The organism is Dactylosporangium aurantiacum, assembly GCF_000716715.1.
Classification (GTDB): domain Bacteria; phylum Actinomycetota; class Actinomycetes; order Mycobacteriales; family Micromonosporaceae; genus Dactylosporangium; species Dactylosporangium aurantiacum.
In genome coordinates, this window is sequence record NZ_JNYJ01000021.1 from 112,192 (window position 1) to 126,633 (window position 14,442).

The 14,442-nt window shown below is 73.6% G+C and carries 18 protein-coding genes; 12 read left to right on the forward strand and 6 right to left on the reverse strand.

What is annotated here, in order from left to right; translation table 11 throughout:
• The first annotated feature begins 47 nt into the window (after nt 1–47).
• Both OP18_RS23335 and OP18_RS23340 read left to right on the forward strand, forming a co-directional pair.
• On the forward strand, nt 48–1,529 hold the full coding sequence (locus OP18_RS23335; protein ID WP_033361124.1) for a cellulose binding domain-containing protein: 1,482 nt from the start codon (nt 48–50) through the stop codon (nt 1,527–1,529).
• Nucleotides 1,530–1,576: 47 nt separating this feature from the next.
• Nucleotides 1,577–1,906: a PadR family transcriptional regulator gene (locus OP18_RS23340; RefSeq protein ID WP_033361277.1), complete on the forward strand. Its 330-nt coding sequence runs from the start codon at nt 1,577–1,579 to the stop codon at nt 1,904–1,906.
• Nucleotides 1,907–1,966: 60 nt separating this feature from the next.
• On the opposite strand, the gene OP18_RS23345 is transcribed toward OP18_RS23340, so the two are convergent.
• Nucleotides 1,967–2,407 carry a MarR family winged helix-turn-helix transcriptional regulator gene (locus OP18_RS23345; protein WP_033361125.1) on the reverse strand — a complete coding sequence of 147 codons (441 nt, stop codon included), beginning with the start codon at nt 2,405–2,407 and terminating at the stop codon, nt 1,967–1,969.
• A gap of 77 nt (nt 2,408–2,484) precedes the next feature.
• On the opposite strand from OP18_RS23345, the gene OP18_RS23350 reads away from it, so the two are divergent.
• Nucleotides 2,485–2,856: a cupin domain-containing protein gene (locus tag OP18_RS23350; protein ID WP_033361126.1), complete on the forward strand. Its 372-nt coding sequence runs from the start codon at nt 2,485–2,487 to the stop codon at nt 2,854–2,856.
• Here the strand turns inward: OP18_RS23350 and OP18_RS23355 are convergent.
• The gene (locus OP18_RS23355; RefSeq protein ID WP_033361278.1) at nt 2,808–3,620 is read right to left on the reverse strand and encodes a helix-turn-helix transcriptional regulator; all 813 of its coding nucleotides are present in this window, start codon (nt 3,618–3,620) and stop codon (nt 2,808–2,810) included. The genes OP18_RS23350 and OP18_RS23355 overlap by 49 nt on opposite strands.
• A gap of 48 nt (nt 3,621–3,668) precedes the next feature.
• Here OP18_RS23355 and OP18_RS23360 point away from each other — a divergent pair, with 48 nt between their 5' ends.
• Together OP18_RS23360 and OP18_RS23365 are read left to right on the forward strand one after the other, a co-directional pair.
• Nucleotides 3,669–4,079 carry a DUF2000 domain-containing protein gene (locus OP18_RS23360; RefSeq protein ID WP_033361127.1) on the forward strand — a complete coding sequence of 137 codons (411 nt, stop codon included), beginning with the start codon at nt 3,669–3,671 and terminating at the stop codon, nt 4,077–4,079.
• An 11-nt stretch (nt 4,080–4,090) separates the two neighbouring features.
• Entirely contained in the window at nt 4,091–5,455 is a 1,365-nt protein-coding gene (locus tag OP18_RS23365; RefSeq protein WP_052387181.1) for a condensation domain-containing protein, read from the forward strand.
• Here the strand turns inward: OP18_RS23365 and OP18_RS23370 are convergent.
• The 3 genes from OP18_RS23370 to OP18_RS23380 all read right to left on the reverse strand — a co-directional run bounded on the left by OP18_RS23370 (nt 5,413) and on the right by OP18_RS23380 (nt 7,546).
• Nucleotides 5,413–5,817, reverse strand: a complete 405-nt coding sequence (locus OP18_RS23370; RefSeq protein ID WP_033361128.1) for a hypothetical protein — start codon at nt 5,815–5,817, stop codon at nt 5,413–5,415. The genes OP18_RS23365 and OP18_RS23370 overlap by 43 nt on opposite strands.
• A 138-nt stretch (nt 5,818–5,955) precedes the next feature.
• Nucleotides 5,956–6,834, reverse strand: coding sequence for an NAD(P)H-hydrate dehydratase (locus OP18_RS23375; protein ID WP_033361129.1), 879 nt, complete (start codon nt 6,832–6,834; stop codon nt 5,956–5,958).
• Complete coding sequence (locus OP18_RS23380) at nt 6,821–7,546, reverse strand: histidine phosphatase family protein (RefSeq protein ID WP_033361130.1); 726 nt, start codon at nt 7,544–7,546, stop codon at nt 6,821–6,823. Before OP18_RS23380 ends, OP18_RS23375 begins: the two co-directional genes overlap by 14 nt.
• A gap of 146 nt (nt 7,547–7,692) precedes the next feature.
• On the opposite strand from OP18_RS23380, the gene OP18_RS23385 reads away from it, so the two are divergent.
• The 7 genes from OP18_RS23385 to OP18_RS23415 all read left to right on the forward strand — a co-directional run bounded on the left by OP18_RS23385 (nt 7,693) and on the right by OP18_RS23415 (nt 12,701).
• Complete coding sequence (locus OP18_RS23385; protein WP_033361131.1) at nt 7,693–8,499, forward strand: alpha/beta fold hydrolase; 807 nt, start codon at nt 7,693–7,695, stop codon at nt 8,497–8,499.
• Between the two features lie 1,039 nt (nt 8,500–9,538).
• Complete coding sequence (locus OP18_RS52905; protein WP_052387182.1) at nt 9,539–10,057, forward strand: C40 family peptidase; 519 nt, start codon at nt 9,539–9,541, stop codon at nt 10,055–10,057.
• A 172-nt stretch (nt 10,058–10,229) separates the two neighbouring features.
• The gene (locus tag OP18_RS23395; protein ID WP_033361132.1) at nt 10,230–10,577 is read left to right on the forward strand and encodes a PadR family transcriptional regulator; all 348 of its coding nucleotides are present in this window, start codon (nt 10,230–10,232) and stop codon (nt 10,575–10,577) included.
• Nucleotides 10,578–10,663: 86 nt separating this feature from the next.
• Complete coding sequence (locus tag OP18_RS23400) at nt 10,664–11,329, forward strand: hypothetical protein (protein WP_156089711.1); 666 nt, start codon at nt 10,664–10,666, stop codon at nt 11,327–11,329.
• Complete coding sequence (locus tag OP18_RS23405) at nt 11,299–11,553, forward strand: hypothetical protein (RefSeq protein ID WP_033361134.1); 255 nt, start codon at nt 11,299–11,301, stop codon at nt 11,551–11,553. Before OP18_RS23400 ends, OP18_RS23405 begins: the two co-directional genes overlap by 31 nt.
• A 24-nt stretch (nt 11,554–11,577) precedes the next feature.
• A complete protein-coding gene (locus OP18_RS23410) occupies nt 11,578–12,237 on the forward strand; it encodes a tetratricopeptide repeat protein (protein WP_033361135.1) in 660 nt (219 codons plus the stop codon).
• Nucleotides 12,234–12,701 (forward strand): DUF1877 family protein, encoded by a 468-nt coding sequence (locus OP18_RS23415; RefSeq protein WP_033361136.1) that lies wholly within the window; start codon nt 12,234–12,236, stop codon nt 12,699–12,701. Before OP18_RS23410 ends, OP18_RS23415 begins: the two co-directional genes overlap by 4 nt.
• On the opposite strand, the gene OP18_RS23420 is transcribed toward OP18_RS23415, so the two are convergent.
• Entirely contained in the window at nt 12,685–14,118 is a 1,434-nt protein-coding gene (locus OP18_RS23420; protein WP_156089712.1) for an FAD-dependent oxidoreductase, read from the reverse strand. The two genes, OP18_RS23415 and OP18_RS23420, sit on opposite strands and share 17 nt — an antisense overlap.
• Nucleotides 14,119–14,442 lie beyond the last annotated feature (324 nt).

Here is a 14,442-nt window from a genome sequence, read left to right on the forward strand (position 1 = left end):
GTTAACTAATCAGCCAACGGACGCTGCGACGCGGAAGAGGCTGGTCGATGCGGATCTCGCGCACGTTGCCGCTGGCCGTCCCGCTGGCGGTGACCGCCGGCGCGGCGATCCTGCTGCTCGCGCCCCTCACCGCGAACGCGGCGGCGGCGTCGCTGACCGCCGCGTTCGCGCAGACCTCCGGGTGGGGCAGCGGGTACGGCGCCGAGTACACGATCACCAACCGCGGCGACGCGGCGGCCAGCGGCTGGGTCGTGGAGTTCGACCTGCCGGCCGGCTCGACCGTGAGCAGCTCGTGGGAGTCGACGCGGACCAGCACCGGCCAGCACCACCGCTTCGCCAACGCCTCGTGGAACGGCACGGTCGCGGCCGGCGCCTCGGTCCGCTTCGGCTTCAACGTCAGCGGCACGGGCACGCCGGTCAACTGCACCGTGAACGGCGCGCCGTGCGCGGGCGGCCCGGCACCGTCGTCGCCCGCGCCCTCGCCCCCCGCGCCCTCGTCGCCGGCGCCCTCCTCCCCCGCACCCTCGTCGCCGGCGCCCTCGACGTCGGCGCCGCCGCCGAGCGGATCCGTCGTGGACGTGTCGACGGCCGCGCAGCTGCAGGCCGCCATGGCGGGCGCGCGGCCCGGCCAGACCATCCGGCTGGCACCGGGCGTCTACGACGGCTCGTTCATCGGCACGACCCCGGGCACGGCGGCCGCGCCGATCACGGTGACCGGCCCGCGGACCGCGATCCTGACCAACCCCACCAGTGCGGGCAGCGGCCCGTCATGCCCGGTGCCGACGCCCGGCTGGGACCCCGGCTACGGGATCTGGCTCGCCGGCGCGCCCTACTGGAACCTCACCGGGTTCACCGTCGCCGACGCCAAGAAGGGCGTCGTCCTCGACGACTCGCCGCACGTGACGATCGACGGCCTGTACGTGCACCACATCGGCGACGAAGGTGTCCACTTCAGACGGTCCTCTTCGGACGGCGTGCTGCGCGGCTCGACGATCGAGTACACCGGCACCGTGCAGCCCGCGTACGGCGAGGGCGTCTACCTCGGCTCCGCCAACTCGAACTGGGCCTGCCACGGCAACAGCGGCGGCGTCGACCGCTCCGACCGGGTGCAGGTGCTGGACAACCGCATCGGCCCGTACGTGGCCGCGGAGCACATCGACGTCAAGGAGGGCACCGTCGACGGGGTCATCCGCGGCAACACGTTCGACGGGCGCGGCATCGCCGGGCAGAACTCCGCCGACTCGTGGGTCGACGTGAAGGGCACCGGGTACCTCATCCAGGGCAACACCGGCACGTTCGCCGCACCCGGGACGTTCGCCAACGGGTACGAGACCCACAACCCGGTCGCCGGCTCCGGCTGCGGCAACGTGTGGCGCGACAACGTCTCCGACCTCGGCGGCGTCGGCCGGTACGCGGTCAACGTGACCTCGACGTCCAAGTGCGCCGGCAACCTCAACGTCGTCTATACGTCCAACACCGTCCGCAACGCCACCGGGGGCCTGACGAATGTCACTCCGACAGCTGGCTGACCGATCGGTCGATGGTATATACCGATGAGTTGAATATAGTGATGGACATGACTGGCGTACCGTTACGTGAACCGACGTTCCTCGTGCTGACCGCGCTCGCGGCCGAGCCCCAGCACGGCTACAGCGTGCTGGAGGACGTGCGGCGCATCTCCGACGACCGCGTCCGCCTGCAGGCCGGCACGCTGTACGGCATCCTCGACCGGCTCAGGGTCGACGGGCTCATCGAGGTCGACCGGGAGGAGGTCGTCGCGTCCCGGCTGCGCCGCTACTACCGGCTCACCGTCCCGGGCCGCGACCTGCTCAGCGCCGAGACCGACCGGCTGCACCGCAACGCCGCGGCGGCCGACCGCCGGCTGCGCCTCGCCCACACCCGGTGATCCCGGACGGTTCCGGTGGCCAGGACCACCGCGACCGTCCGGCATCGCGTGCGGCCCGGCTCAGGTCGTGGTGATGCGCACCAGCGACTCACGGAGCCGGGCCAGCTCGTCGCTGCCCAGCAGGGCGGCGAAGTCGCCGTCCACCTCCGACATCGCGGCCGGGGCGTCGGCCAGGAAGTCCGTGCCGCGGGCGGTCAACGCCACCACCACGGCCCGCTGGTCGTTAGGGTCCTGACGGCTCGACACGTACCCGAGGACCTCGAGCTCCTTCACCAGGCGGCCGGCCATCTGGCGGGTCATGCCGGCCCTGGCGGCCAGGTCCGTGATCCGGGTGCCGGCCGGGTCCAGGTTCGTGATCACCGGCAGGTGGCCGAGACGGATCTCGCTGTGCCCGCGGGACTGCAGCTTCGCCAGGGACGCCGCCTGGGCCCGCCGGTGCGCCTGCAGCAGCAGCCGGCCGAGCGGCAGCGCGCGCAGCTCGCCGGGCGTGAGATCAGACATACGAAACCCCGTTTACAAAGTACGAAACCTGGTTTAGCTTTTGAGGCACCGCTACCAACCCATCACGGAGGACAGCAATGAGTATCGTCCGCGCGGCCGACGCGCCGCGATTCGAGCTCGACGGCTCCACGTTCACGGTGTTCGCGGGGCCCAGCAACGGCTCCCGGCAGGTCTGCGCGTGGCGGCTCACCGTCGCCGCGGGCCACGAGTCGATGCCGCACAGCATCGACCGCGACGAGGTGTTCATGGTGCTGTCGGGGCAGCTACGGGTCACCCCCGGCGGTGACGTGCTCACCGCCGGCGACGCGGTCGTCGTGCCGGCCGGCGAGCCGATCGCCGCGCACAACCCCGGCAGCGAACCCGCCGAGGTGTACGTGACCGTGCCCGCCGGTTTCACCGCCTACCGCGCCGACGGCAGCGTGTTCGGCACCCCGCCCTGGGCGGCGTAACGCGCGGGGGTGACCCCGACGTGCCGGACGAAGTGCCGGTGCAGGTGTGACTGGTCGTGGAAGCCGGCCTCGGCCGCCACGTCCGCCGGGCGCCGGCCGTCCAGCAGCAGCCGCCGGGCCCGCTCGACCCGGCGGCCCACCAGGTACCGGTGCGGCGGCAACCCGAACGTCGAGGTGAACGACCGCACCAGGTGACCCGGGTGGCAGCCCAGCAGCGCGCCCGCCTCGGTGAGCGTGATCCCCTCCCGGGTCCGCGCGTCGAGCAGGTCCCGCAGCCCGTCCGCGACCCCGGCCGCGGGCGGGCCCCCGGCGGGCGGCACCGCTCGGAAGTGGCCCCGCAACCGGTCCCGGATCAGCGCGAGGCGGCTCTCCGCCTCCAGCTCGTCGCCGGGGGCGTCCAGGGCCAGGTGCAGCTGGTGGATGCGGTGGCGCAGCAGCGGGTCGTCGACGCCGGGCCGGTCCACGGCGGCGCCGGCCAGGCCCTCGTCCAGGACCGTGGTGTCCAGGTAGAGCACCCGCTTGCGGAAGCCGTCGCCGGTCGCGGCCCGCCCGTCGTGCGCGACGTTCGGCGGCAGCAGCGTCACCGACGCGCCGGCGGCGCCGCGGTGGTGGCGGTCCAGGTCGAACCGGATCGCGCCCTCGTCGACGATGAGCAGCGTCCAGGCGTCGTGGACGTGCGGCGGATAGGCGTGGTCGACGAAGTGCGCGTGGAACACCTCGGCGATGCCGGGCACCCTGGGCCGCCATGCGGTGACGAGCTCCATGTGCACAACGTACAAGACCGCCCAGGTCAGGGCGGGCACGCTGGCCTCATGACGTTCCCCACGAAGATCGCCGTGCTGCTCCGCGACGACCTGGCGACCTGGCAGCGCCTCAACGTGACCGCGTTCGTCGTCAGCGGCATCGCCGGCACCGCGCCGGACCTGCTCGGCGAGGACTACCTCGACGCCGACGGCAACCGGTACCTGCCGATGTTCGGCCAGCCCGTGATGGTCTTCGAGGGCGACGCCGACACCCTCGCCGCGGCGCACCGCCGGGCGGTGGAACGGTCGGTCGCGTGTGCAACGTTCACGGAGGAGCTGTTCAAGACCGGCAACGACGAGGACAACCGGGCCGCCGTGCGCGCCGTGCACCAGGCAGATCTCCGGCTGGTCGGGATGGCCGTGCACGGCCCGCGGAACGCCGTCGACAGGATCCTCAAAGGGACCCGCCTGCATGGCTAGGCTGCCACGCCATGGAGCTCCCCGCAGCTGAGCAGATCACCGTCGCGTTCGAGGGGCCGGGCGCCGGCAGCGGGCCGCTGTCGTGGGGCCAGATCGAGAGCTGGAACGCGGTGACCACGCTCGGGCACTGGATGCCGATCGGCGGCGCGCTGCCGCTGAAGCCCGGCACCACCGTGCCCGAGGTGGCCGACGAGCTGCGCCACCACCTGAGCCGCCACCCGTCGCTGCGCACGCTGCTGCGGATCCCCGCGGGCGGCGGCACCCCGACCCAGGTCGTGCACGCGTCGGGTCACGCGGTCCTCGAGGTGTACGACGCCGGCACCGCCGACCCGTCCGACGTCGCCGAGGCGGTGGCGGGACGGTACCGCGACGCCGGGCTCGACTTCGGCACGCAGTACCCGATCCGGATGGCGGCGGTGGCACGCGACGGCGTCGCCAGCCACGTCGTCGCGCTCATCTCCCACTTCGCCGCCGACGGCGCCGGGGCGCAGGTGATGCTGCGCGACGTCGCCGAGCGGCCGGCCGCGCCCGTCGCCGGCCGGCAACCCCTCGACCAGGCGCGGTGGCAGGCGTCGCCGGCCGGCCGCAGGCAGAACGAGGCCGCGCTGCGACACTTCGAGGACATCCTGCGCACCATGCCGCCGGCCAGGTTCCGCACCCCGCCCGCGCCGCGCCGGCCACGGTACCGGCGGGCCGTGCACGACTCGGCCGCGCTGCCGCTCGCGCTGCGGGTGCTGGCCGCCCGCACCGGCGCCGATCCGTCCGCGACGCTGCTCGCCGTGTTCGCCATGGCCGTGCACGCGACGTGCGGCGTGGACCCGGTCGTCGTGCGACCACTGGTCAGCAACCGCTTCCGCCCCGGGCTCGCCGACGTGGTCTGCACCGCCGTGCAGGCCGGGCTGTGCCGGGTGCCGGTCGCCGGGGCCTCGTTCGAGGAGGTGGTGGCCCTGGCGCGGCGGGCCTCGATGAGCGCGTACAAGCTGGCGTACTTCGACCAGCGCGACCTGTTCGCCCTGGTCGAGCGGGTCGGCGCGCAGCGCGGCGAGCGCCTGGGGATCGGCTGCTTCCTCAACGACCGCCGCAACCCGTCGGCCGGCGCCGGCGGCCCGCAGCCGACCGCCGAGGAGATCCTGGCGGCGCTGCCCCGCTCGTCGTGGTCCTGGACGGTGCGGCGCGACGCGCCCGGCTTCGAGCCCATGATCCTGGACGTCGAGGACACCGCGAGCGGGTTGCGGTGCACGGCGCACACCGACACCGCGTACATCTCACCCGACGACACGGTGGCGCTGCTGCACCACCTGGAGCGGGTGGCGGTGCGGGCCGCGACGTCCGCTCAGGCCTCCTGGCGGCGCAGCAGCTCCGCGAACTCGGCGTAGGCCGAGTCCGACCTGGGGAGGAGGCCGGCCGCGACCATCGCGGGACCGAGTTCCCGCGCCACCTCCTCGTCGTCGCACTCCAGGCCGAACTGGATGACCTCGGCGACGACCTCGGTGGTGCCGGCGCGGAAGAAGGTGCCGCTGTCCACCTGGTACAGCCACGCGTCGTACCGGGGCTCGTCGCCGTCCACGACCCGCCACAGCGTGCAGAACCCGCGGAAGCTCGTCTCCTCCTGGTCGTCCTCACCGAGCCGGGCGTCGGCGTCGAGGTCCTCGCCGTCGTAGCGGCGGCCCGCGGCCCGCAACTGCTCGCGCTCGACCGGGCTCAGCCCGCCGGCGTCGGTGATTTCCCGCTCGTCCACGAATCGACTCGGCACGGCGCACAGCCAAACGCACCGGCGCGGGCACGTCAATCACCTGTGCGGTCTGCGTCGGGTCGCCGCGGGTCCGACGCGGCCGTCGTGGACCTCGGCCGTCGTGGGATCGCGGGGGTGGCGTGGTCAGACGGTGCCGAGGGTGTACGCGACCTCGTCCAGCAGCTCGCGGGCCAGGAACCCGGTCCGCCCGTGCCGCGGGGCGAGCCGCTGGCCGCTCGTCGCGTGGGCCCAGGTGCCCCAGCACGCCGCCTGGGCCGGGTCGGCGCCGCGGGCGAGCAGGCCCGCGACCACGCCGGCGAGGACGTCGCCGCTGCCCGACGTGCCGAGGCCGGCGTCGCCACTGCCCTCGAGCCAGACCCGGCCGTCGGGGGCGGCGACGGTGCCGTACACCGTGACGACCGCATGGCACCGGCTGGCCACGGCGGTCGCGACGGCGGTGAGGTCGTCGTCGCTGCCGACGGAGTCGGGGTCGCCGAGCAGGTAGCCGGCCTCGGTGACGTTCGGGGTCAGCACGAACCGCTGCGGGCGGCCCTCGAGCAGGTCCGGGTGGCGGCTCAACGCGCCCAGGGCGTACGCGTCGAGGACCACACCGGCGCCGGCTGGCAGCGCGTCGAGGACGGCACGCAGCAGGGACTCGGTCTCGTCGATGTCGTCGAGGCCCGGGCCGATCGCGACGGCGTCCACCTCCGCGGCGAGGTCGAGCAGCCGCTTCGGGGCGTCGCCGGCGACGCTGCCGGACGAGGTCTCGGGCAGGCCGATGACGGCGGCCTCGGGCACCGCGATGCTCAGCGCCGTCGCGGTGCTGTCGGTGACGGCGAGTTGCAGGCGGCCGGCGCCGGCGCGCAGGGCGGCGACCCCGGCGAGGAGGACGGCGCCGGGGGTGGAGCGGGAACCGCCTACCACGAGCACCGTGCCGCGGTCCTTCTTGTCGGTGGTGCCGGTGCGCAGCGGCCAGTCCCGCAGCAGCCCCGGGGTGATCGTGGTGTGCTCAGACGTCGGCACTGACGTCCTCCTGCCTGGTCGCCGGGGCACCCTCGCGGTGCAGGTGGTCGACGTCGTTGAACCGTTCGGGCCGCAACCGTTGCCCGTCGCAGCGCCAGCTGCTGATCGAGCAGTTGCCCAGCGCCGTGGCCCGGGCGAGCGCGAGCAGGCTCGCCTCGTCGAGGCCCTCCACGAGGTACCGCACGAGCATGACGATCGCCTCGTGACCGAACAGCACGACCCGGCCGCCCGGGTACGCGGCCCGCACGTCGCCGAACAGTGACCGCAGCCGCAGCAGCACGTCGGCCCAGGACTCGCCGCCGGGCGGGCGGTAGTAGAACTTGCCGAGCCGCCGGCGGCGGGCCGCCTCCAGGGGCAGCCGCGCCTCGACGCCACGGGTGGTGAGCAGGTCGATGACGCCCAGCTCGCGGTCGCGGAGGCGCTCGTCGTACACGACCTGGATGCCGGTGCCGGCGAGGGCCAGCTCGGCGGTCTGCCGGGTCCGCAGGTACGGCGACACCACCGCCACCTGCGGCCGCTGCTCGGCGGTCAGCCCGGTGATCCACCGGCCCACGGCCTGCGCCTGCTCGCGGCCGAGCTCGGAGAGTGGGACGTCGGCGTCACGTTCCGGGATGGCGATCTCCTCGAGTCCACCCGCCTCGGCTTGTTGTGCAAGCACGTTTCCGGTCGACTGGCCGTGCCGGATGACACCGAGCCACTGCAGTTCCGCCATGCCTCCCCTTTGCCCCGGCCCGATTCCCTTCACACAACGACTCTGACAAGATCAGCGTTCCGGTCATCGAGGGTTGGACACTCCTCGGGCCGTCCGCGCGTTCCTCCCGGGCCGTTTTTGTCGTACCCCCCGGGCAGGATGCGGTCATGCATCTCGTCACCCACGGCGGGGACTCCGGCATCCCGGTGCTGGCCCTGCACGGCTGGCCCGTCGACCACCGTCTGATGTCCGGCTGCCTGGAGCCGATCTTCGCCCGCCGCCCCGGCTACCGGCGCCTCTATCCCGACCTGCCCGGGATGGGCCGCACCCCGGCCGGCGACGCGGCGAGCTCCGACGACCTCCTCGCCGCCGTCCTCGACCTCGTCGACAAGGAGATCGGCAGCACCGCGTTCCTGCTCGTCGGCGAGTCCTACGGCGGCTACCTGTCCCGCGCCGTCGTGGGCGCCCGGCCCGACCAGGTCCTCGGCCTGGCCCTCATCTGCCCCGTCGGCCAGACCCTCGACCGCGCCGCCCGCGTCCGCCCGCCGCACGTCGTGCTGCGCGCCACGCCCGGCCTGCTGGACGACACCGACCTGGACGAGGCGGCCACGGCCGAGTATGCCGAGTTCGTCGTCGTGCAGACCCCGGAGACGCTGCGCCGGTTCCGCGACGAGATCGTCCCCGCCCTCCAGGCCGCCGACATGGCCGCGATCGAGCGCATCGAGCACCGCTGGCACCTGAGCGAGGGCCCCGAGGGCACGACGCCGTTCGAGCGGCCGACCGTGTTCCTGTGCGGCCGCCAGGACTCGTCCGTCGGTTACGTCGACCCGTTCGCGCTGCTGCCCCACTACCCCCGGGCCACGTTCGTGGTGCTCGACGTCGCGGGCCACAACCTGCAGTTCGAGCAGCCCGCCCTGTTCGAGACGCTGATGGAGGACTGGCTGGACCGCTGCTCCGCCGAACCACCCCGGTAACCACTCTCGGAGCCACTGCCGTAACCACGCTTGTTCGCCGCGCCGCGCCGCGGTGTCGGGAGCGATGCCCGCGTGGGCGCAGACCGGACAGCCTCCGCCCACGGCGTGACCGGGCCAGGGCGCGGCCAGGCTCGGAAGGCACGGCCACCGCGCGGCACGGCCACCGCGCGGCACGGCCACCGCGCGGCACGGCCACCGCGCGGCACGGCCACCGCGCTGCTTACAAGCAGCACACCACTCGGCTGAATGGCGCGCGAGACGCGGCTTCCCACGGTCGCTTGACGGTCCGCTGGGATCGATGTCCGCCCGGCGTGCAGGTGCTGGCTCGGCGCGAGGTCAGCGTCGCCGCGCCGTCGTGGTCGTTCGAGGCAGGCGTCGCTCGCCCCGGTCGGGCACTCCGGGCCGCCCTGTGAAGCTGCACCTCGGGTCCGTGCGGACGCTCGCCGCGGCCCTCGCAGGCGCCGCCGCGCTCACCCTCCTGGCATCCAGCGTCGTCGAAGCGGCACGTGACCGGGTCCGACCGCGACATCGGTGTATCCCTGCTGTTCAGCGGGCGGTTCCGCCCGGGCGCGGGGGCGCCGGCGAGGGTGGCGCGCATCGCCGGGTGGGAACGCACGACTCACCCGCGGTCGATCTGTGCAGGGGCGGTTCGATCGACGGTGCCCGGGGTGCCGAGAGGCCGGAACGACGCGCCGGGGTGTGGGGTGACATCGCGTGTGAGATCGATGGTGAACGGTCGATGATCTCCGCGGGACGCCTAGTTTCCGAACTACGCCCCGGTGTTCATTCCGGGTGCTGCAACCGTTTCGTTCCGTCCAGGTTCCTGGAAAGCCCTTACCTCAAGGGCGAGGACCGGTCGCGTGCCGGCCCCAGGATGCACGGCTGAGTCCTGGACCTATCGTGGGAGCACGTTCTGTCCTCAGTTCTCCGCGTTGCCGCGGTCGCCATAGTCCTGTCCACCATCGTTCTTCCCGCATCACCCGCGGCGGCGCACCGGGAGCCGGTCGCCGCCGACATTCCGCAACAGGTCGCCGCCCGGATGCCGGCGCAGCGGGCCGGGCGGTTCTTCGAGCAGCGGACGCCGCCCGTGCGGCCGGCCACCGAGACCGTGAAGGTCGCACAGCCCGTGGTCAAGGCCACGGCGCCGGAACCGAAGCCGAAGGTCAAGGCCAAGCCGAAGCCCAAGCCGCCCGTGGTGACGCAGACACCGGTCGTTCCCGGGTCGGTCGCGGCGGTGTTGTCGTACGCGAAAGCACAGCTGGGCAAGCCCTACGTATGGGCGGCCGCCGGACCCAACGGGTTCGACTGCTCGGGGCTGGTCGTGGCCAGCTACGCCCGGGCCGGCATCAAACTTCCCCACCAGACCGGCGGCCTGATCGGCCGTGGGCGGTCGGTGTCCCGCGCCCAACTGCAGCCGGGAGACCTGGTGTTCCCGAGCTCCGGACACGTCGGGATCTACCTGGGTGACGGCATGATGATCCATGCACCGCACCCGGGGGACCACGTCCGGATCGCCAAGGTGTACGCGTTCTACGCCGGGCGCCGCATCATCGGCTGACCCGCCGACGCGCCATCCAACCACCGTGCCACCGCCGCCCCGCCCTTGCTGCCGGGATGCCGGACGTCAGGCATCCCGCCACACCGGCGGGCGGCGGTGGGCCGGAGCGCTGACAGTGACTTGCATCGAAATCCACGTTGCGATGGACACGCGACACGGATAGTCTTCTTACATGACTATACAACTCCGTGCGCCGAGCTATTTCGTGCTCGCGTCGTTGATGGACGGGGCACTGCACGGGTACGTCATCATCAAGCGGGTCGAGGCGCTGTCCGGCGGGGCGGTGCGGCTCGCCGCCGGGTCGTTGTACGCGGTGCTGGACCGGCTCGCCGACGCGGGGCTGGTCGAGGTGGTCAGCGAGGAGATCGTCAACGGCCGGGCCCGGCGCTACTACGCGCTCACCGCCGACGGCGGCAACGCGCTGCAGGACGAGGCGGCCCGGCTGGCCGCCGCGGCGAAGGTCGTCACCAGCGCGACGGCCAGGCGCCGCGCCGTCACCACCGCGGCGAGCCCGGCATGACCGAGCCACCACGGCAGCACCGCCGGCCCGGCACGAGCGACCAGCCCCACGCCAGCACCAGCCGCCGGCCGACCGGGAGCGTGAGCATGAGCACCAGCGCCGAAAGCCAGGCCACCGACGTCCTCGCCGGGCGGTACCGGGTGTTGCTGCGGGCATACCCGAGGGCGTGGCGGGAGCAGCGCGGCGACGAGCTGCTCGGCACGCTGCTCGACGCGGCCGAGCCCGGGCGGCGGCGGCCGAGCGCGCGGGAGTCGGTGAGCATCGTGGTGCAGGGGCTGCGGGAGCGGCTCGGGCCGCGGCGGCGGCGCTCCCCCGGCGAGGTGTGGTCCGAAGGGCTGCGCATCGGGGCGCTGCTCGCGCTGGGTGAGGCGTTCACCGCGATCCTCGTCGTGCTGGGCCAGAGCACCGACCTGCGGGGGCCGCTGGCCGCCCTGCTCGGCGCATCGATGGTGGTCGGGGCCGCGGCGATGGTGGCGCTGGTCATGGGGCGGACCGTGGTCGCCGCCGTCCTCGCCGGAGTGTGGGCCGTGCTGCCGGCCGGGTACGGCGAGCTGCCGTGGCCGGTGGTGACCGCGTTCGCCGTGCTGACCACGCTCGCCCTGACGGACCGCGGACCGGCCCGGCAGCGCGGGACAGCCCGGCAGCGCGGGACAGCCCGGCAGCGCGGGACAGCCCGGCAGCGCGGGACAGCCCGGCAGCGCGGGACAGCCCCGGCCCGCTGGTGTACCCGTTCGCGCTGCTGCTGGCGGTGACCGCCGGTGTGCTGGTCGACCCGCGGCTGCCGATCGCGGTGGCCTGCCTGAGCGTCGCGGTGATGCTCGAGAGCACCCTGCACGTGGCGGGGCCGCTGTACGGGTCCGCGATGCACGGGGTGCCGCCGGTGCTGCTGCGGCCGCAGACGGCCGTGTTCGCGGCGATCGCCGTGGTGCTGCTCACGATCGGGCATCTGCGGGCCCGGCGGTCGGCCCGGATCTGATTCACCCGGCCCTATGCTTGCCGGATGAGCGCGGAGCACCGCCTGACGGAAGCCCGGGAGCTGTACGAGCGCAGCGTGTTCGGCGACGACCACGACGCGCTGCCCGCGGCCGACCGGGCGCTCGACGCGGTCGAGGCGGACCTGGCCCTGGCCCGCGGCAGGGTGGTGCACGCCAGGTTCCTGCGGGACCGGGTCGAGGACCCGGCCGAGCTGCCGCTGTTCTCCCGCGCCGCGCAGCTGTACCAGCAGCTCGGCGACGGCCGGGGTGAGGGCGAGGCGCTGTTCTGGATCGGCTGCTTCCATCAGGTGGTCCGCCAGGACGACGACGCGGCGGTGCCGGCGCTGCAGCGGGCCAGGGCCCTCGCGTCTGCGGCGGGCGACCGGCGCACCCAGGCGTCCGTGCTGCGCCACCTCGGCATCGCCGCGCACCGGGCGGGGCGCCTCGACGAGGCCCGCGAGCACCTGGAGGCGTCGGTGCGGCTGCGGGAGGAGCTCGGCCACCACGCCGGCGTCGCGGCGAACCTGGTGGGGCTGGCGTACGTGGCCGCCGCCGACGGCCGCCCGGACGAGGTGCCGGGGCTGCTGGAGCGCGCGGAGCGGCTCGCCGCCGGGCACGGCGCGGCCGCCGTCACACGCCAGGTGGGTGAGGCCAGGCAGGCGCTCGACTACGATCGCGCCTCATGAGCATGATCACGCAGTACGCGCGGTTGCGCGACGGCGACCTGGCCGAGCTGCGCGACCTGCTGCGCACGGACCACTTCGCGGCCAACGACCAGATCACCGACCGGCCGCACATCGACATCGACAAGGCGTGGGGCGGGCTGGAGTTCCTGCTCGCCCAGGTGGACGCCCCGGTCGACGTGATCAGCGGCGGGATGCCGATCACCGACGAGCAGTGGGGGTACGACTCGCCGCGGGTGCTCACCCCCGACGAGGTCGCCACCGCCGCGGCGTTCCTGACCGCGACGCCGTTCGGGTCGCTCGCCGCGCACTACGAGCCGGCCGCGCTGATCGCCGACGACGTGTACCCGAAGATCTGGCACGACCCGCAGGCGCTGGACTACCTGCGGGCGTCCTACGAGACCCTCGCCGCGTTCTTCGACGCCGCCGCGGCCGAGGGCGACAGCGTCGTCATCTGGATGAGCTGACCGCCCGGCGGCGACCGCCGACCAGGTTCAGCCGCAGCGCCCGCAGCAGCAGGCCGGGGCTCGCCAGGGCGTTGGGGTGGTCGAGCATGGTGGTGACGCGGTTGAGCCGCTGGCTGGTGACGTCGTCGGTCATGGACGCCTTCAGGATGACCTCGCTGGCCCACCTGATGACCTTGTACCCGCGGGGCTGGCCGCTGGTGATGTGCGGCAGGCCCAGGTCGGCGAACGTGGAGACCTGCCAGGCGGCGTCGACGACGACGCGGACCCGCTCGAAGTAGCCGCGGGCCGGTTCCCTGGTCACGTCGGGCCCGGTGCGCAGCCATTCCGACAGGCAGGAGGCGTGCAGCATCGCCGAGGTCATGCCCTGGCCGTACACGGGGTTGAACGACGCGACCGCGTCGCCGGCCGCGACGATCCCGGCCGGGAGGCGCTCCACCTGGTCGAAGTCGCGGCGGCGGCTGTCGGCCTGGTGGTAGGTGATGACGCCGCCGATCATGGTGCCGCGCTCGGCGATGTCGCCGAACATCTGCGGGAAGTACTCGCGGCAGCGCCTGGCGAACTCGTCGGGGTCGCGGCTGGGCCGGTCGTCGTCGTAGCCGGCGACCAGCATGATCCAGCGGTCGCCCTCCACGGAGCTGACGCCGCCGATGCGGGCCACCCGGTCCTTCGCCGGGGTGGTCTGCGAGATCGCGATCCAGGTGTCGCTGACCGCGGGGTCACGCTGGAACAGCGCCGAGGCGTAGTTGAGCTTGATCGGCATGCGCTGCATCGGGGCGCGGGGCCAGCCCTGCTGCTCGAGCCAGTCGTTGAGCGAGCTCGCCCGGCCCATCGCGTCGACCACGAGGTCGGCCCGCAGCTCGACCGGGTCGCCGCCGCCGGCCGGCACGTACCGCGCGCCGACGACCGCGCCGTCGGGGCCGTCGGCGAACAGCAGGCCCTCGGCCCGGCCGAACACCATGCGGACCTTCGGGCTCTCCAGGACCCGGGCACGGACCTGGGCCTCCAGGAACGGCCGGGTGGTGATGAGGATCGGCTTCGCCGGCGGCGGCTCGGTGGCGACGCGCAGCTCGTCGTTGATGAAGATCTTCGCGTCGTTGCGGCCCTCGTCGGGCGCGCCGGCGGCGATCGCGCGCTCGGTGAAGTCGGGCCACCAGCGGTCCAGCTGCACCTGGCCGGCGGGCAGCAGCGCGTGGACCTGGCTGCCCTGCGGCACGCCGGGGCGCGGGCCGGCGGTGACGTCGGTGTCGTCGCGCTCCACGATGACGACCTCGTCGGCGTGGTCACTGAGGACCCGCGCGGCCATCAGCCCGGCCATGCTGCCGCCGAGGACCACCGCGCGCCGCATCAGGATCTTCGCGTCCGTCGGCGGGTGGGGTGTGTTGATCTCGGCGAAACGCTGCGCTGCTGAGGCTGCCACCGGCTCTCCCATGTTCGTGACCCATCGAGGATCTTACCCAACAGGTGAAGAACCTTCTCAATACGGTCGCCACCTGGGCATTCGTGACGGTGAAACACGGGGTGCCGGACTCGTCCAAATCTTGCGGCGTTTGTATCGAACTATTGCGTGGCGCTGCTGGTTGCTGGCAGGATTCCAGCGCAGAAGCCGACATGTGATGCCAGCACCGCCAACCGCGCCGTGACACGCGTGGGCTGCTCCGTGCCGGTCCGCGGGCCCGCCCGCCCGCTGCCCCGCCACGCAATGCCCCGCCCGCCCCGCCGTACGTGCCCGCTCGCCCCACCG